The sequence below is a fragment of the Gracilibacillus pellucidus genome (assembly GCF_033949965.1).
GTDB lineage: Bacteria > Bacillota > Bacilli > Bacillales > Amphibacillaceae > Gracilibacillus > Gracilibacillus pellucidus.
Genome location: NZ_JAWZSR010000006.1, coordinates 42,163 through 61,155 on the forward strand (window position 1 = coordinate 42,163; position 18,993 = coordinate 61,155).

General features: G+C 35.8%; 17 protein-coding genes and 1 riboswitch. Of the genes, 2 read left to right on the top strand and 15 right to left on the bottom strand.

Annotation, left to right across the window (positions count from 1 at the left end):
• Positions 1 to 41: 41 nt before the first annotated feature.
• Positions 42 to 167 carry an anti-repressor SinI family protein gene (locus SH601_RS11335; RefSeq protein ID WP_319958422.1) on the bottom strand — a complete coding sequence of 42 codons (126 nt, stop codon included), beginning with the start codon at positions 165 to 167 and terminating at the stop codon, positions 42 to 44.
• Between the two features lie 141 nt (positions 168 to 308).
• Positions 309 to 357, bottom strand: a riboswitch (cyclic di-GMP riboswitch).
• A gap of 267 nt (positions 358 to 624) precedes the next feature.
• On the opposite strand from SH601_RS11335, the gene SH601_RS11340 reads away from it, so the two are divergent.
• On the top strand, positions 625 to 813 hold the full coding sequence (locus SH601_RS11340) for a hypothetical protein (RefSeq protein WP_319958423.1): 189 nt from the start codon (positions 625 to 627) through the stop codon (positions 811 to 813).
• Here SH601_RS11340 and SH601_RS11345 read toward each other — a convergent pair.
• The 7 genes from SH601_RS11345 to hemA all read right to left on the bottom strand — a co-directional run bounded on the left by SH601_RS11345 (position 810) and on the right by hemA (position 9,355).
• Positions 810 to 1,826, bottom strand: coding sequence for a phosphotransferase (locus SH601_RS11345; RefSeq protein ID WP_319958424.1), 1,017 nt, complete (start codon positions 1,824 to 1,826; stop codon positions 810 to 812). The genes SH601_RS11340 and SH601_RS11345 overlap by 4 nt on opposite strands.
• Before the next feature lie 734 nt (positions 1,827 to 2,560).
• Complete coding sequence (gene spoVID / locus SH601_RS11350; RefSeq protein WP_319958425.1) at positions 2,561 to 3,538, bottom strand: stage VI sporulation protein D; 978 nt, start codon at positions 3,536 to 3,538, stop codon at positions 2,561 to 2,563.
• 232 nt (positions 3,539 to 3,770) lie between these two features.
• Positions 3,771 to 5,060 carry a glutamate-1-semialdehyde 2,1-aminomutase gene (gene hemL, locus SH601_RS11355; protein WP_319958426.1) on the bottom strand — a complete coding sequence of 430 codons (1,290 nt, stop codon included), beginning with the start codon at positions 5,058 to 5,060 and terminating at the stop codon, positions 3,771 to 3,773.
• 15 nt (positions 5,061 to 5,075) lie between these two features.
• Positions 5,076 to 6,056 carry a porphobilinogen synthase gene (hemB, locus tag SH601_RS11360; protein WP_319958427.1) on the bottom strand — a complete coding sequence of 327 codons (981 nt, stop codon included), beginning with the start codon at positions 6,054 to 6,056 and terminating at the stop codon, positions 5,076 to 5,078.
• Complete coding sequence (locus tag SH601_RS11365; RefSeq protein ID WP_319958428.1) at positions 6,056 to 6,820, bottom strand: uroporphyrinogen-III synthase; 765 nt, start codon at positions 6,818 to 6,820, stop codon at positions 6,056 to 6,058. Before SH601_RS11365 ends, hemB begins: the two co-directional genes overlap by 1 nt.
• Entirely contained in the window at positions 6,820 to 7,749 is a 930-nt protein-coding gene (hemC, locus tag SH601_RS11370; protein WP_319958430.1) for a hydroxymethylbilane synthase, read from the bottom strand. Before hemC ends, SH601_RS11365 begins: the two co-directional genes overlap by 1 nt.
• Positions 7,750 to 7,987: 238 nt before the next feature.
• The gene (gene hemA, locus SH601_RS11375; protein ID WP_319958431.1) at positions 7,988 to 9,355 is read right to left on the bottom strand and encodes a glutamyl-tRNA reductase; all 1,368 of its coding nucleotides are present in this window, start codon (positions 9,353 to 9,355) and stop codon (positions 7,988 to 7,990) included.
• A gap of 235 nt (positions 9,356 to 9,590) precedes the next feature.
• On the opposite strand from hemA, the gene SH601_RS11380 reads away from it, so the two are divergent.
• Positions 9,591 to 10,070: a LiaI-LiaF-like domain-containing protein gene (locus tag SH601_RS11380; protein WP_319958432.1), complete on the top strand. Its 480-nt coding sequence runs from the start codon at positions 9,591 to 9,593 to the stop codon at positions 10,068 to 10,070.
• 254 nt (positions 10,071 to 10,324) lie between these two features.
• On the opposite strand, the gene yihA is transcribed toward SH601_RS11380, so the two are convergent.
• The 7 genes from yihA to SH601_RS11415 all read right to left on the bottom strand — a co-directional run bounded on the left by yihA (position 10,325) and on the right by SH601_RS11415 (position 18,885).
• Positions 10,325 to 10,909, bottom strand: coding sequence for a ribosome biogenesis GTP-binding protein YihA/YsxC (gene yihA / locus SH601_RS11385; RefSeq protein WP_319958433.1), 585 nt, complete (start codon positions 10,907 to 10,909; stop codon positions 10,325 to 10,327).
• A complete protein-coding gene (lon, locus tag SH601_RS11390; protein WP_319958434.1) occupies positions 10,896 to 13,229 on the bottom strand; it encodes an endopeptidase La in 2,334 nt (777 codons plus the stop codon). The genes yihA and lon overlap by 14 nt, the downstream gene beginning before the upstream one ends.
• A 381-nt stretch (positions 13,230 to 13,610) precedes the next feature.
• Entirely contained in the window at positions 13,611 to 14,882 is a 1,272-nt protein-coding gene (clpX, locus tag SH601_RS11395) for an ATP-dependent protease ATP-binding subunit ClpX (protein ID WP_319958435.1), read from the bottom strand.
• A 451-nt stretch (positions 14,883 to 15,333) separates the two neighbouring features.
• A complete protein-coding gene (gene tig / locus SH601_RS11400) occupies positions 15,334 to 16,620 on the bottom strand; it encodes a trigger factor (protein ID WP_319958436.1) in 1,287 nt (428 codons plus the stop codon).
• Positions 16,621 to 16,783: 163 nt separating this feature from the next.
• Positions 16,784 to 17,770: a hypothetical protein gene (locus tag SH601_RS11405; RefSeq protein WP_319958437.1), complete on the bottom strand. Its 987-nt coding sequence runs from the start codon at positions 17,768 to 17,770 to the stop codon at positions 16,784 to 16,786.
• An 80-nt stretch (positions 17,771 to 17,850) separates the two neighbouring features.
• The gene (locus SH601_RS11410) at positions 17,851 to 18,519 is read right to left on the bottom strand and encodes an HAD family hydrolase (RefSeq protein WP_319958438.1); all 669 of its coding nucleotides are present in this window, start codon (positions 18,517 to 18,519) and stop codon (positions 17,851 to 17,853) included.
• Positions 18,520 to 18,729: 210 nt separating this feature from the next.
• Positions 18,730 to 18,885, bottom strand: a complete 156-nt coding sequence (locus SH601_RS11415; protein ID WP_319958439.1) for a hypothetical protein — start codon at positions 18,883 to 18,885, stop codon at positions 18,730 to 18,732.
• Positions 18,886 to 18,993 lie beyond the last annotated feature (108 nt).

Here is an 18,993-nt window from a genome sequence, read left to right on the forward strand (position 1 = left end):
CTGTTTGCGTTACCTTATTTTTCAGTAGTTATCCTTTTTGGTTAATCCGGTTTATTATAGCTTCTTTTTCTCAAAAAATCTCGTATTTCTGCAATGGTATATCCCTTTTCTTTAGCCTGCACCATTAAACAAATCCACTCCAAATCTACGATCGCTTTTATACCCATAAATGTATTCCCCCTAAAATACTGTGTATTTCAGGCAGTTCAGCCATCCGTATTTTAGCATAGTATAAACGTCCGTAGAAAACTGACGCTACCTCAATCAATGGGATATAAAATACTACTGGAAGAATGCTCAATATACGGATCTGTAACTTTGCGCCCCTATCTTACAATAGGTTTGCCTTTTTCTGTTCTTATTGGTAGATGCTATTCTGTATATAAGTTATCCTCCAGCGAACGAAGCCTAGATTATCTCACCTCCAAAGTACTCGCCAATACTTGCTAACTGAATTATATATTCTACATTTATCAGTCATACTCCTGCATAAAAAATCATTTTCATTCTTACTTTTACTATTTTCTTCATATGAAACAACGAGATATTTCACGTACGATTCTATTCCTTGTGCATAAACTGTACTATATGTCTATATTTATTTCTACAATTGGGGTGATAAAATTGTCACGTTATTATCGTTTTCGCTTACCACCATGGGCTAGGGAATGGCTAATCATTTGTGAAAAGTGTGTCCTACCTATTATGATTTTTCAAGCGATACGTACATTATTCTTACCGACAACTTTCGATGTATTACTGCTCGGTGTTTTAATTGGTATTTTTATCGCTTTTCGTTTGCGCTGGATTTAATATAAATCCTCGGTTTGACTCAACTGTAATGTTTGGTATATATACTCTTGAAAGTCAAGCGCCAGTAGTAACTTGCGATATTCTTGTTCAATTTGAATCGACTGTTGAAGATTAGAGCTGTTTCGTCTCGGATGAGTAGTAGCCGATATTAGTTCTAACCATTTGACAGGAGATAATAATTGCAAGGCTAACAAGGCTTTCTCATAATCCGATAAGTCAATATAGCGACAATAAATAGAGAATGATTCAGTCATTTTGAGAAAATCACAATCATGAAATTGACATAAATATTGATAATAATGGGCTAAGTCGTATGTTGGTGAAGTCATGAAAGCATCTTCCCAATTCAAAAAAAATGTATGCGTACCAGTCGCAACATAATGAGAGGGACGGATATTACCGTGGCATAGTGTATATTTCATTTTATCTGTATCATCTAAAACATCTAAATAGACATCTTGCCACCTTTCCAATTGGTTAAATACTTGCTCCATATCACGATAATACATGCAAATTTGCAGTTCCGTCGGTGACATAAAACGCTTCGCTTCAAAATAGCGAACAAATCTTAACATCTGCTCTCGATGTAACGATAACTCACGTTGAAATTGTTGCTCTGTTACCGCTTTATTTTGTTTAACTGATTGTAAATCATGATAATCCATCGTTGCCGCATGTAAACGACCGATTGCATGTACGACCGTTGCATATTCATCAACTGGCTGATCAAGATATTGTTCTTCTATCCAAGGCATTAAATAATAAAAATCGCTATCAGACTCAACAAATGAATGGTTCATTTTCGTCAAATAGACAGGAACAAAACCAAGTATCTGTTTTTCTTGTAAATACTGTTGAATCGCCTGCCATCTGCCTAAATCATCACGTGTTAACCTCGATTTTTTAAGTGCAAAACTTTGTGAATTTGACTTGATTTTATATACTCGATCCGTCACCTGCTCTATTTCTTCAGTCTGTAGCTGATAAGCAGTTAAAATCGCAGTCCAGTTCATTCGACTTCCCACCTTTTATACTAATTATAAATAGAACAAGTAACTACAAATTCCAAAAGCAATAGTCTCTGTTTAGTTGGCTTTCTTTCATTCTGCTGATATTGAGTGCTGGCATAAAGCTCCGACAAAACACTACGCTTTCCGCGGGTACGGCTTCAGCTAACTTTGTGAAGCAAACCACTTCCCAAAGTCGATCTTCAGCTCGTATGAGTTCGTGCAGGAGTCTTCGTGTTTTGTCTCCGCTGTATGATTGTTCCACTGTTTGTGAGTGGAAATATGTTAAAACCATTTCACGAGTAAAATGATGCTATATGTCATGATGCGGATATCTCACTACTTGCTATATGTGTCCTCCATACATAGAATCTTAGTTGTTTCCCTCCTAAGAAAGAGCATAAATCCAGCGAAGGCAGAATACGGAGACTCCTACGGAAAAAGCGCAGTCTGAAAATCCACTTTTCAACCGTTTTTGTTGAAAAGTTAGTTGAAGACAAGCCCGTGGCATAGAAAACACTATGAAAGCGGTCTGTGCTTGAATAGATGTTGCACTTGTGCCCCGAGGGTGAACTCGGAGTATTCTGACGTAGCGATAAGTTCTCCACTATCGATCAATTGGAATGAGTGAGCGCATTTCAGGAGTATCCAACATGAAACAACGCTGGTTCTCGCTTTTAGACAACGAAATGTCAACAAGTAATAAAAAATCCCTTGAGCGTTACCAAGGGATTCAAATTTTATTCTTCTGATACGATTGGAATATAAATAAGTTGACCAGCTGATATATCTTCATCATCAAGACGATTCGTTCGCATAATCTGCCGTGGTGATACTTGGTAACGTTCAGCAATTGATGTCATATGGTCATCTGGTTGCACAATATATAATTTTAATCTCGAATAACTTGAGGCTTCTTCCTCCGCAAAAATGTTCAATAAGTATGTCGTATCATCAGCTCGCTCTTCTCTACCTTGCACATGGAATATATCTTCTGGCTGTTCTTCCTGTTCTTCCTCTTCTTCCTCTATAGAAATGGCACTTGTCTCTGCTTCATCGGTAGATTCGCTTCTTTCTTCCACTACTTGCTCTTCTACTTCCTCTTCATTAATATTCTCTTGTACTTCCTCATTTCTCACATCTTCTTCAACTAACTCGATAACTTCTTCCTCTGATTCATCAACAATCTCTTCTTCTTCTACATCAATATGAAAACTGCCATCTGCCGTTTCTTCCTCTTCATCCAATCGGTCATTATCAAATGCTGGTAATGTAGCTTCTTCCTCATTGTCCGTAACTACTTCTGGCTCTTCGATACCTTGGATAGTAAGAACTGCTTCAATAATCATCTCTTTAGCCGATTCTAACGAATAATCAAAGTGATTAACATCAACAGCAACAGCATCTAATGACGGAACTCTTTCCATTGGAATAGATACATCAATCAGAAATTTATGAAAAAATTCATTTACTTCATCTGATAATGATTCTACCCGCTCCACACTGATCGCATCTGAACGTAGCTCTAGTAATTCATCGGGACTATCACTCTTAATATACTCTCCTTTTAACTCCATTACTCCTCTTATGGAGAGTGTCCCATTGTTTTCCTCCATCGAAATGACTGGTTCTAGCCCTATCCCCAACATTTCTTGGATTTGTTGATTGTTATCAAAAGAAATCGCTTCTTTCATATTAAATGTAAAGGCTTCTTGCACAGCATTTCCCCCTCTCTTATGCTTAGCTAAGGCGTACTAGCATCTCAATAAACTATATGAAAAAAGGCAAAAAAATATGCTTTTATAAGAAAAACCCCATATTGGGTATGCCGATTAAGCCAATAGATCGTTTTTTCACGATATATAGGATACTTACATTCTGATAAGTATCGCTAACACGTTAAACACAAAAAAGCTTACAGGATTCTGCAAGCTTTTTTTGTCTATAGTATTATTTCGCAATCTTTGCAAATGCTTTTTCCGCAGCTGCGATTGTTTTTTCGATATCCGCATCAGTATGTGCTGTTGACATAAACAATCCTTCAAATTGAGATGGTGGAAGAAAAATTCCTTCTTCTGCCATTGTGCGATAATATGTTGCAAATGCCTCTGTATCTGAACTAGACGCTGTTTCATAGTTAACAACGGGCTCTTTCGCGAAAAAAACACCAACCATGGAGCCAGCACGGTTAATTTGTAAAGGAACACCGTGTTTATCCGCAGCTAAACGATAACCTTCAATTAACCTGTCTACCTTTTGATTAATTCCTTCATAAGCACTCTCGTCCATTGCTTTTAACGTTTCTAAACCAGCAGTCATTGCTAGTGGATTACCAGACAATGTTCCAGCTTGATAGATATCTCCAACAGGGGCAACTCGTTCCATAATTTCACGTTTACCTCCGTATGCACCTACCGGAAGGCCACCACCGATTACTTTTCCTAAACAGGTTAAATCAGGAGTCACACCAAAGTGACCTTGCGCACAGTTGTACCCAACACGGAAACCAGTCATTACTTCATCAAAAATAAGTAGAGAACCACTTGATGCCGTAATCTCGCGCAATGAAACTAAGAAGTCTTCTGTTGGTGGTACAACACCCATATTACCAGAAACAGGCTCTACAATTACGGCTGCAATATCTTCACCAAATTGTTCAAAAGCATAACGAACACTTTCGATATCATTATATGGAACAGTTATTGTGTGTTGTGCAACACTTTTTGGTACTCCTGGGCTATCAGGTAAGCCTAGTGTTGCAACACCTGAACCAGCTTTAATTAATAATGAGTCACCATGTCCATGATAATTTCCTTCAAACTTCAAAATCTTATTTTTTCCTGTGTACCCACGCGCCAAACGTAGCGCACTCATTGTCGCCTCGGTACCTGAATTTACCATTCTAACCATTTCAATCGAAGGAACACGGTCAATTACTAATTGTGCTAATTCGTTTTCTAATAAAGTAGGTGCTCCGAAACTTGTACCTCTTTCCGCAACGGATTTTAACTTTGATACAACACGTTCATCTGCGTGTCCTAAAATTAAAGGTCCCCAGCTAAGTACATAATCGATGTATTTATTTCCATCAATATCATATATTTTAGATCCTTTACCAGATTCCATGAAAATTGGATTCATTCCCACTGATTTAAAAGCTCTAACAGGAGAGTTTACTCCTCCCGGCATTAAGTCTACTGCTTCTTTATACGCATCTACTGATTGTTGATTTTCAAGCACAATAAGTCGCCTCCTTTATTTATTTTGAAGCCATTTAGCAACATCTTTAGCAAAATAAGTAATGATAATATCTGCTCCTGCACGCTTCATGGAAGTTAATTTCTCCATTACAACTGCTTCTTCATCAATCCAGCCATTGATACTAGCCGCTTTGACCATTGAATATTCACCACTTACATTGTAAGCAACAACTGGTACATGATGTTGTTCTCTTACTTCACGAATAATATCCATATAGGATAGTGCTGGTTTTACGATTAAAAAGTCTGCACCTTCCTCAATGTCAGATGCTGCTTCACGCAACGCTTCTAAACGATTTGCCGGATCCATTTGATAAGTTTTACGGTCACCAAATTCAGGTGTACTTTCAGCCGCATCACGGAACGGACCATAAAATGCAGAAGCATATTTAACGGCATAAGACATGATTGGAATATGTTTGAATCCTGCTTCGTCTAAACCTTTACGTATTTCAGTAACAAAACCATCCATCATATTAGACGGTGCAATAATATCTGCTCCAGCTTGTGCCTGGGTAACAGCTGTCTTAACATGAAGAGGTAATGATTGATCGTTATCTACATCATTATGCTTAATCACACCACAATGCCCATGTGATGTGTACTCACAAAGACATGTATCAGCTATAATTAATAGGTCGTCTGTTTTTTCTTTAATCTGACGGATCGCCAATTGAACAATTCCATTAGGATCATAAGCACCAGAACCTACTTCATCTTTTTCTTTTGGAATACCAAACAATAGAACAGATGGTATACCTAACTCTAAAAGTTCATCAATTTCTTGATCCAGATTGTCTAATGATACTTGAAAAACTCCTGGCATAGAGCTTACTTCATTCTTAATTCCATTACCTTCCACTACAAATAATGGATAAACTAAATCATCTACTTGTAAAGTTGTTTCACGTACTAATCGTCTCATTACACTAGAATTTCTTAATCGACGATGACGATCAAAATGTGAGTGTGCCATTATTTATCACCTTTTCTTATGTAATTTTCGTATGCTTCCACCATATTTTCTATCGTAAATGTTTCCGGATAAATAATATGCTGAAAGTTTCTTTCACGCAGTTCATTTGCTGTTGTATTGCCTATCGCAACTGTTACTACTGATTGTTTTATCTGCTTGTTATATCCTTTATTTAGAAATTCATCAAATGCGGTGACTGTCGATGGACTCGTAAAAAACACCGCATCAACATCTAATACATTTTGATTTAATATTGATTTTGCACCTTCATTTTTTATTGTACGGTAAATAATTATTTTTTCAAAAGAAATACCTAGTTCTTGTAAAAGTTCTGGTATTTCCTTTCTAGCATTTTGGCCACAGATAAGCCCAATTCGTTGTTTACCATACTTTCGCACAAACTGTTTCACCATTGATTCCCCGTTGTAAATAGTAGGAGAGAAATCTACCTGATATCCATAATTCATTAGTACATTCTTCGTTTTCTCTCCAACAGCCGCTATCTTGTTCATAACCTTTACAGACAGTTTTGTCATCATTTGATGAAAGAAATGAACCGTATTGGTACTCGTGAAAAATAACCAATCGTATTCGGCAAGATTACGTAATTGTTGTTCCGTTTGGTCATCTGTCACTTGTTCAAACTTAATAAGTGGTACTAATTGAGTTTGAGCATCATTCTCTTCAAGCAAATGGATTAAAGGAAGCGCTTGTTTATGCTCCCTCGTCACCATGACTGTTTTACCTTGCAAAGAACGATTCATTATTGGCTCGCCTTGATTGCTTCATCAACCAATTGCTGTGCTCCTTGTGATTGTAACTTTTCTGCAGCTTGTTTACCTACTTGTTCTGGATCTGTACCTTTTATCGTCTCTTTTAAAACGGTCTTTCCATCCGTACTTGCGACAATTGCTGTTAATGCGACTTGTTCATCTTCAAGATGTGCGTATGCACCAATAGGTACAGAACAGCCACCATTCAATAAATCTAAGAAAGTGCGTTCTGCTTTAACTGTTTTTTCTGTATATTCATCATTAATAGTTGCTAGCAACGCTAATAATTCATCGTCATCTTCTCTACATTCAATAGCTAAAGCGCCTTGTCCAACTGCAGGTACGCATACATCTGGTTCTAAATATTCCGTTACAATATTTTCATCCCAGTTCATTCTTTTCATACCAGCAGAAGCTAATATAATAGCATCATAGTTTTCTTCTTGTAGTTTTCTTAATCTTGTTTCAATATTTCCGCGAATCCATTGAATCTCTAGATCTGGACGTGTCGCGAGAATTTGTGAACCTCTTCTTAAACTGCTTGTCCCAACAATAGAGCCAGCAGGAAGATCAGCTAATTTGACATGATTTTTAGAGATAAAAGCATCTCGATGGTCTTCTCGAACAGGGATTGAGCCAATCACTAAGCCATCCGGCATCACAGCAGGCATATCCTTCAAGCTATGTACGGCGAAATCAATTTCTTTGTCGTACATCGCTTTTTCAATCTCTTTTACAAATAATCCTTTTCCTCCGACTTTCGAAAGTGTTACATCAAGAATTTGATCCCCTTTTGTCACAATCTTTTTGATCTCAAATTCATACTTATCTCCAGAATGCTTCTTTAACTGTTCAATCACCCATTTAGATTGTGTTAAAGCAAGATTACTTCTTCTAGAACCTACAACAATTTTACGCATGCGCGCGACCTCCTCTATAATAAGACAAAAGCTCATTCATTTACTTGTTATATAACGTGAATCCCTTTTAGACTACACAATTCATATTAATAAAAAAATGGTTTGAGAATAATCCAAACCAAATGGTGTAACTAGAGACGATTTTTAGCTCGATGCAAGTATCCATAAAAGTCTCGCTTTATCGTCCTCTAGTCATATTTACAAAAACCGATTTTTGTTCGAGTTACCTGTACAAAAGTTAATGTGTAGAAACATTTTCGAGATCTTGTACTTCATTTTCTGCTTTTTGCTCCAATGATATAACTTTATTATTTTCAGTTTTTTTCACTTCTTCTTTTACTTGATCTTCAATATTGAAGATTTGCATAAATAAAGAAAGTGCTTGTTCTTTATTTTCTTGTCCAGCCAATTCTTTCGCCTGTAGTATTGGTTGTTTTAATAACTGATTCACGATACTTTTCGTATGCTTATTTAATACTTTCCGTTCACGTTCTGTTAGGTTAGGGATTTTTCGTTCAATACTTTTCATCGTTTCTTGTTGCACTGATAACGCCTGTTCACGTAGTGCTGTTATTACCGGAACAACACCAAGTGTTTGCAACCAATCATGAAATGCAACAATATCTTCTTTAATCCATTTCTCAATTACTTCTGCCGCTTCTTTACGCGCTTCTAAGTTTGCGTCAATGACATTGTGTAAATCATCAATATCATATAAGAACACATTATCAAACGATTCAAGTGCTGGATCTAAGTCTCTTGGAACTGCAATATCAACTAAAAACAGTGGGCGCTCTTCACGTTGTGCCTGCACACGTTGATAATCATCTTTTGTCACGATATAACCATCAGCACCTGTAGAACTAATAACAATATCTGCATCAATAAGTGTTTCTTCCAACTCATCCATTGACTTTGCTACACCATTAAACTGTTCTGCTAACTGCTTTGCCTTCGGAACAGTTCGGTTCACTACTGTTACTCGTTCTGCACCAGAACCAACGATATTTTTGGCAGCTAACTCACCCATTTTACCTGCACCAATAATAACAATGTGTTTATCCGTTATATCTGTAAAAATCTTCTTAGCTAATTCTACAGCCGCATAACTAACGGATACTGCATTCTCATTAATAGCCGTCTCTCGTTGACTTTTCTTTCCAATCGTTATTGCTTGCTTAAACAACTCGTTGAAAATAGTACCAGTTAATTTATTTTCTTGTGCATGTAAAAATGTTTGTTTCACTTGGCCTAATATTTGTGTTTCACCCATGACCATTGATTCTAATCCACAGCTTAAACGGAATAAATGCTCTACAGCTGCCTCATTTTCATACATGATCATATGTGAAGCAAATGCTTCATGGTCAATTTGGAACCAATCCGCTAAAAATTGTTTAATGAAATATCTACCTGTATGAAGTTGATCAACTACAGCATAAATCTCCGTTCGATTACATGTGGAAATAATCATATTCTCAAGAACGCTTTTTCGATTATTCAATTCCATCATCGCTTCTGTAATTGTTTCTTCACGAAATGCTAGCATTTCACGAACTTCTACAGGAGCTGTTTTATAATTTATACTAGCTGCTAAAATATGCACTGTACCTACCCCCAAAATAAAGCAAAACCTAACACATACATGCTCTATTATAACATGCTTCCATTGTAAAAGCTTGTGATGAATTTTTGAACAGTTTGTAAATCATCTATGGTAAAATGGAAGATGTTTATCGAATATTTGATTTAAATTCATTAGTAACTTTATCATATTCAAACTGTATTTTCAACAAAATGAATCTAATATAATAATTATTTTAATCTAGGAGTGTTTATCATTGAAGAAAAATAATCTTTTTGCCTACTTACTAATTGGGGTCGGTATTTACTTCTTACTTAGAGAATTACGATTACCAATTTTAACGGACTTCTATTCCTGGCCTACTTTATTAATTTTAGTTGGAGCAGCTTTTCTTATTCATGCTTTTACATCAAGAGATTTTCGGAATATTTTTCCTGCCATTCTTTTACTAGGATTGGGTATTCATTTTCACGGGCTTAATCATTATCCTTTTTGGATTGACCATTGGGGAATGTATACCTTGATTATCTCCATCGCCTTTTTAGCTCGTGCGATAAAAACAAAGAAAGGGTATTTTCCGGGACTCATTTTGTTTGCGATCTCAGCTTTCGCTCTCTTTGCTAACAATCAACCTGGTTGGTTTAGTTGGATCCATCAATTCATGATCTGGGTTGAACGATTTTGGCCAGTATTAATTATTGGACTCGGTATATACTTTCTGTTGAAGAAAAAATAAAAGCGGAACATAAAAGAACTAGCGAGCTTATTTTGTTACTATTTGAGGAGTTTTTTGCCTCTTAGCATTGAAAACATAAAAAAACAACCGGACAATAACGCCCGGTTGTTTTTTTATGTTTTACCATAGAAGAAGTGCTTATTTTATCGTGGTTTAAACGGCCGTAGAACCGCACTTCTATGTTCTGTAACAAGGAAGCTAAGTGGTGAAACGAACTTCCCGATGTGTTTCGCTAATAACCAGTGATAACCTTATTATTTCATATAGTTACTTAAATAACTCCACACATCTTCTTTTCCTTCACTTGTTTCAGCAGAAAAAGGAATAACACTATCAGACTGATCAAGGTCTAATGTTTCTACTACCCTTTTAATATGAGCAGAACGTTTGTTTTTCGCTATTTTATCTAATTTCGTTGCTATCACAAGTACAGGTATTTCATAATATTTTAAGAAATCATACATCATTCTATCGTCTTCTGTTGGCTCATGGCGAATATCGACGATTAATACAGTTAGTCTTAATGTGTCTCGCAAGGAAAAATATTCTTCCATCATTTTTCCCCATTTTTCTCGTTCCTTTTTGGATACTCGCGCGTAACCATAACCAGGTACATCAACAAAATATAATAGATCATTAATATTATAAAAATTTAATGTTTGGGTTTTCCCAGGCTTGGAAGAAGTACGTGCCAAGTTTTTTCGATTGATAATTTTGTTAATAAATGATGACTTTCCTACATTAGATCGACCAGCTAAAGCGATCTCTGGTTTTCTATCTGCAGGATATTGTTTTTCAGATACTGCACTAATGACGATTTCAGCTTTATTTACTTTCATTGTTCTCCTCCATCAATGCATATTCTAATACTGTATCTAAATGATCAACTGGAATAAATGTTAATCCTTCTTTAACACTTTCCGGAATATCATCTAGATCCTTCTTATTATCTGCCGGCATTATTATCGTTGTAATACCTGCTCTATGCGCACTTAACGTTTTCTCTTTTAATCCACCAATTGGCAATACACGACCTCTTAATGTAATTTCCCCTGTCATTCCAACATCACGTCGCACTGCTCTACCTGATAAAGCTGATATAAGCGCTGTAGCCATTGTTATCCCTGCAGAAGGACCATCTTTTGGAGTCGCTCCTTCAGGCACGTGGATATGAATATCATATTTTTCATGGAAATTTGCATCAATATTTAGTTTATCTGCTCGTGAACGAATATAACTAAATGCTGCTTGTGCAGATTCTTTCATAACATCGCCTAATTTACCTGTTAACGTCAGCTTACCTTTACCTTTCGCAATACTAACCTCAATAGATAAAATATCTCCTCCAGCAGATGTATAAGCAAGACCTGTTGCTGCACCTACTTGATCCTCTTCCTCCATCATACCATAACGGAATCTAGGCTTACCTAAAAGGGCTTCTATTTGTTTTTCGGTTACAACAACTCGTTGTTTCACACCGGATACAATAATTTTCGCAGCTTTTCGGCACATCGAAGCAAGTTGACGCTCCAAACCACGAACACCAGCTTCTCTTGTATAAAGACGTATAAGCTTTAATAATGCATCATCGCGTAATTGCAACTGCCCTTTCTTTAAACCATTTTCTTTTAATTGCTTAGGTAGCAAATGATTTTTCGCAATGTGTAATTTCTCCATCTCTGTATAACCAGCAATAGAGATGATTTCCATCCGATCAAGTAATGGCCTTGGGATTGTCGCAAGGTTATTAGCAGTAGCAACAAACATTACTTTAGATAAATCATAGGTTTCCTCTAAATAATGATCACTAAATGTATGATTTTGTTCTGGATCTAATACTTCTAACATCGCGGCAGAAGGATCCCCTCTAAAGTCATTAGACATCTTATCAATTTCATCTAATAAGAAGACAGGATTGATTGTCTCTGCTTTTTTCATTCCTTGAATTATACGTCCAGGCATTGCGCCAACATAAGTACGGCGATGACCACGTATTTCTGCTTCATCACGCACACCACCAAGTGAAATACGGACAAATTGTCGGTCAATGGACTTTGCGATAGATCGCGCTAATGAAGTTTTCCCCACTCCAGGCGGTCCGACTAGGCATAAGATTGGTCCTTTTAATGAATTCGTTAGTTGTTGAACAGCTAAATATTCTAATACACGCTCTTTTACCTTTTCTAATCCATAATGATCTTCATTTAATACATTTTCTGCATGGTTGATATTTAAGTTATCTTCTGTTTCTTCTGTCCATGGTAAAGATAAAACCCAATCTATATAATTGCGAATAATGGAACTTTCTGCTGAACTTTGCGGAATTCTCTCATAGCGACTAAGTTCTTTAGCTAACAATTCCATAATTCGTTCTGGCAAATTTTTTTCTTCTATTTTCTTTTTCAAATCAGCAATTTCACCAGACTTACCGTCTTTATCACCAAGCTCGGTTTGAATTGCCTTCATTTGTTCACGTAAATAGTATTCTTTCTGTGTCTCTTCCATTGATTTTTTGACACGCTGACCAATTTTACGCTCTAGTTCCACTACTTCCTTTTCATTAGAAACGATTTCTAACAATTTTCTAAATCGTTCAGATACATGGAGTGTTTCCAAAATCTCCTGCTTATCTGACATTTTCAATCTAATATGAGACGCAATTAAATCAGCAAAACGAGTAGGCTCGTCTATATCTTTTACGCTATCTAACGTTTCTTTACTAATTTTCTTTGAAATCTTTGTATAGTACTCAAATTGCTCTAACAAAGCACGCATTAACGCAACTTCTTCCGCTTTTTTATTATGTTCCTCCTCAAGTTCCATAATTTCCACAAAGAATTGCGTATCTTCATTAATAAATTCTTGAATTTCTGCACGGTACATTCCTTCTACCAATACTCGCATTGTACCATTGGGTAATTTTAACATTTGGTTTACTTTAGCAACGGTTCCTACTGCATGAATATCTGCCGCCTTAGGCTCTTCTATTTCGCTTTCCTTCTGAGCTGCTAAAAAAATATGTTGATCATTCATCATTGCTTTCTCTAATGCTTGAATCGACTTTTTACGTCCTACATCTAAATGAATGACCATTCCTGGAAATACAATTAACCCCCGTAATGGTAATAGTGGAATATGTATGAATTTTGTTTCTGACATATGGCACCTCCGTCAAAGTTACTAGTTCTATGATAGCTATAAAATGAGGCTTGCTTCAGCCGTTTACAGCAAGGCTCAGAAAGGAATATTTTGTAATGAATTATCTCCCATGATTAAGTAAACCAAGCTGAATAAACAGTAATCCCCTCATATAATTTATATTTACCTAGTACCAATGTTTGATTCTACTATTGTTATCAGTTTAAAGAAGTTTCGCTTCTTTGTAAAACTAAAAGTGTTTCGATACTGTTAGTTTTTCCTATTGTATGCTAATCATTCGACATACAGCTTTAATTTTAGTTGTGATCACGTACAAAATCCCTTGTAGGTGTACAAGGGATTTTGACTTTCTTCATTTATTAAAGAGTCATAAATGTTTGATTAAGCACTCTCTTTAGGTGTTTCTAACTCGATGACTGTTCCATCTTCTTGGACTAGCTTCGGACGAGCATTTTCGTTTGTTAATACATCTGCTGTAATAATACATTTCTTCACATCTTCACGAGATGGTAATTCGAACATTACGTCCATCATGATACCTTCTAGAATGGAACGTAAACCACGCGCACCTGTTTTACGTTCAATTGCTTTACGCGCAACTGCTTCTAGCGCACCATCTTCGAATTCTAGTTCTACACCATCGATTTCGAACAATTTATTATATTGTTTTACTAAAGCATTTTTCGGTGTTGTTAAGATTTCTACTAAGGCATCTTCATCCAGTGGCTCTAAGCTGCCGATAATCGGTAAACGACCAATGAATTCTGGAATTAAACCGAAACGTAATAAATCTTCTGGAAGTACTTTAGACAACAATGTAGCTTTATCTAGTTCCGCGTTATTCGTATCTGCACCAAATCCGATTACTTTTTTACCAAGTCGACGTTTAACAATTTGTTCAATACCATCAAATGCACCACCACAAATAAATAGGATATTGGATGTGTCGATTTGAATAAATTCTTGATGCGGATGTTTTCTTCCACCTTGTGGAGGTACACTTGCTGTTGTACCTTCCAAAATTTTAAGTAAGGCTTGTTGAACACCTTCACCAGATACATCTCGTGTAATAGACGGATTTTCTGATTTACGTGCTACTTTATCAATTTCATCAATGTAGATAATACCTTTTTCTGCTTTTTCTACGTCATAATCAGCCGCTTGAATAAGCTTTAATAGGATATTTTCAACATCTTCTCCGACATAACCTGCTTCTGTTAAAGATGTTGCATCTGCAATAGCAAATGGTACATTTAAAATTCGAGCAAGTGTTTGTGCAAGCAATGTCTTACCACTACCAGTAGGACCAATCATCGCAATATTACTCTTAGCTAATTCTACTTCATCCTTAGCCTTTGGCGAGTTAATACGTTTGTAATGGTTATACACCGCTACAGATAAGTTTTTCTTTGCCTTCTGTTGACCAATTACATAGTCATCTAGAATTTCGCAAATTTCTTGTGGTTTTGGAATATCTTTGTATTCTACTTCTTCTTCAGTACCTAATTCTTCTTCCACAATTTCTGTACAAAGTTCAATACATTCATCACATATATAAACGCCTGGTCCCGCAACTAGTTTACGAACCTGGTCTTGGCTTTTTCCACAGAACGAACATTTCAATTGACCTTTTTCTTCATTAAATTTATACATGACATTCACCCCTTGTTCAAAAAGTATCTCATATAAATGCTAAAAAACGATAAATACTTTTTTCGTCTTTAGGCAATCATATCAAATTGTTTCTAAATAAAAAAGTAATACACTTTCTCACGTTGTTAAAGCGTATCAGGCTTTTATCTTAATTACAAATAGTTTGCGTCATCATTCTATTCCAATCACTATTATCATCATTTTTTTCATTTTAATTAGACAGAGCGGATAGAAAAAGTGAAGCACTTTTATTATGTATATGTTCAGCTTTTCAAATGTATATCCTTCTATTGCATATGAGTTGAATGTTTATTATTTTGCACAAATGTCTCTAAAATAACCATTAGTTATTTTACATTATGTATTAGAACGGGGCTTGTTAGGTAGGATAATACGTCATTCTTATAGAAAACAAGGTACGGATAATCGCACCTTGCTTTCTACATAAGTCTTATTTTGCTTTACTGTTATCAGCAAGAACGTCAATAGCTTTCTTGAACTTCAAGTCGTCTTGAAGTGCTGCAGTGTTTCCACCTAGAGCTTGTTTGATTTGATCGATTTCCATGTTGTACATAGAAGCCATTGTTTCTAATTCTTTTTCCACATCTTCATCTGTAACTTCTACATTTTCAGCATTAGCAATAGCTTCTAAAGTCAAGTTTGTTTTCACACGTTTAGCCGCATCTTCTTTCATTTGCTCTTTTAACGCGTCTTCGTCTTGACCAGAGAATTGTGTGTACATTTCTAAAGTCATACCTTGCATTTGTAATCTTTGTTCAAATTCTTGAACCATGCGGTCTAATTCAGATTGTACCATTGCTTCTGGAATATCTACTTCTGCATTATCAGATGCTTGTTGAATTAGGTCTTCACGTTTTGTAGCATCTGCTTCATTTTCTTTTTGGTCTTTCAAACGTTTCATTGTTTTTTCTTTTAATTCAGCAAGTGTTTCCACTTCTTCATCTACATCTTTAGCAAATTCATCATCTAATTCAGGTAATTCTTTTGCTTTGATTTCATGAATTTTCACTTTGAATGTAGCTTCTTTACCAGCTAATTCTTCTGCGTGATATTCTTCAGGGAATGTAACGCCAACTTCTACATCTTCTCCTGCTTTCTTACCAACTAATTGCTCTTCGAAACCAGGAATGAATGAACCAGAACCGATTTCTAATGAATGATTTTCTGCTTTTCCACCATCGAAAGCTTCTCCATCTACGAAACCTTCGAAGTCGATAACAGCAGTATCACCATTTTCGATTTCGCCTTCTTCTTTTACAACTAGTTCAGCTTGTTGTTCTTGTTGTTTTTTAATTTCTTCTTCTACATCTTCATCCGTTACTTCTGTAGAGATTTCTTCTACTTCAAGTCCTTTGTATTCACCAAGTGTAACTTCTGGTTTTACCGTTACTTTAGCAGTGAAGATAAGTGTTTTACCTTTTTCGATTTGTTCGATATCTACTTCAGGCTGGTCTACTGGCTCAATACCAGTTTCATTAATAGCATTAGAGTATGCTTCTGGAAGAATAATATCTACTGCATCTTGGTATAATGATTCTACACCAAAACGTTTTTCGAACATTCCTCGTGGCATTTTCCCTTTACGGAAACCAGGTACTTGTACATCTTTAACAACCTTAGTAAACGCTTGGTCTAATGCACTATCAAATTTGTCTGCATCTACTTCTATAGTTAAGACACCAACATTGCCTTCTTGCTTTTCCCATTTTGCTGTCATAATTATTTCCCTCCAACATAAATAAATCTGTATATTTGACGTTCATTCAATATACCATCCTATACTATTCCGAACGCAAATTGCAACCATTTTATTATAACATAATTGCACTTGCTTTCAATAATAATATGTATATGTAGCATTATTTTTCAATCGATTGAAGCTAAACATCTAAAATTGTGCCATATAATGTTTCCGAAACATCGATCATTTTAATGTAATGTTCTTTCATAATAGATGATTGACGATCATCTTCTTCGTTTATATATTGAAGACTTTGGTTCACGTAATACATTAACGACTGTGCTAATAATGGATAATTTTCCTCTTGCGGTAAAAAAGGAGTATATACATATGCAAATCGTTCTAAAATGAATTGCATCATTTGAAACTTAGTTGGATCTTGCTGTTGCACCTCATCTAAGCAACTTGTTACACCGCGAATAAAAGCTGTAGACAGTACTTCCGTTAACTCTTCTGCTTCTATTTTATCTTTCAATTGGAATTTCTCAATATGTATCGGTCGTTCAAGTTCAAGTTTCTGGTAATATTCCAATAATGCAGTCTTTACGACAGGATGAATTTCCGGATTTTCTAACATACTTCTATACAATTCAGTGTCTTCGTATATCTCCAGATTCAAAAGACGCTTGATCATATACCACTGTTTTCGATCATTTCCCTGTTCAATTGCTTCTTCTAACTGTTTCTTCACTTCTATGTAAGATTGCTTATCTTCCTGTTCCTTTAATTCTTCGCTTAACTGGTACATATGTCGTAATTGCTCATTAATATGGGAGGGTATGGTCGTTTCGGTTAAGGCTTCTTCTATGAGCAACATAACCTCATTATACTTACTTGATTGAAATAACAAGGTGGCATAGATATGTACATAAGAAGTAAAGTAAGAATCTCTTTTGGCAATTAGCTCCTCACATAGCTCTTCTGCCTCTTCTTCCATATTGAGTTCCATCATACAGATTAATTTACCTGTCATTACTTCATGTGACTTTACACCATTTTCGGTTAATTGATGAAAATATTCATAGGCTTCACTGAAATGATTTTCTTGCATAGCTGTTTTCGCTTTTTCCTCAAGATTATCTTTCCACTTTGGAAAAATAATAAGGTTTTCCCGCTCTTCTTCCATTTTTTCACCTGCCTTTATACTACGCTTGTACATACTATTATAAAGTTATTTACAATATTACTCAAGCAGCACCCAAAAACTCAGCTACTATATTCATATGCTCGAACAATAGAAGGAATTTCACTCAGACTATCTACAACATGGTTAGCATTTTCACACTTTTCCCCTTCTACTTTCTTCCAAATCGTCTTCATCCCTACCGATTGGGCAGCTTGAATATCATTTTTCGGATGGTCTCCCACATAAAATGCTTCAAATGGTTCCACTTGTAAAGATTGTAATGCACGTCTAAAAATAATTGGATTTGGCTTTTTAACCCCTTCCTTTTCAGAAATGAAGACCTTCGAAAAGTAATCACCTAACCCTAATGCGTTTACACTGCTCTGTTGAAGTTTCTCTTTACCATTTGTGATCATTCCAAGCTTTACATTCATTGCTAGCAATTCCTTTAACATTTGATACAAATAATCAAAAGGTACACAGCTTTTGCAGAAATATTCGATATAATCATTTAATAATTGCTCGGAAGTCAATCCAGTTATTTGATATTCCGTGATCAGTTGTTGGTATACTCGATCTTTCCACACTAATCCTTTATTATCTAACTCAATGAATCTCGAAACAAATTGTTCTTGACCGATATGTTCTACATACGGATAAAACCTCGCATACTGATTTAGCGCGAAATGGTATATAGAAGATTCTCGATCAAGTAACGTACCATCCAGGTCGAATATAACCGCTTTCATTTAATAACACCTCTTGGATAAACTGTATATGACGATCAGTTAATTACTAATTATTATAGCAATTGTAGATAGTAGTTTCCATGTATTTTGTAAAAGAAGAATTTATCATAAAAAAATGTCCACATTTCCTTTCAAAAGCATACTCTTTTGAACATTCTAAATACGCCACACCTAACTTTACCCTAGGAGTATGGAATCTTTTGATTAGCACTACATTTCATCATCTAACGGACAAACTAACCCCTTCTTTTTGGCAAGGCGAACAATCTCTGTTACCTTTTGACGAGAGTTCCCGGTACTTGCGGAGATGCCTTTTAAACTGATCCCTTCATCATGTAATTCCAATATCTTTCGATAATGGATCATAAAAAAATACCTCCTATCAGTATAAAATATGGGGCGATCAAAAATAGTGAATGAACTGCATTTTACGATAAATAAAAGAAGCCATTTTGAAAAGGGGTTAATCAAAAT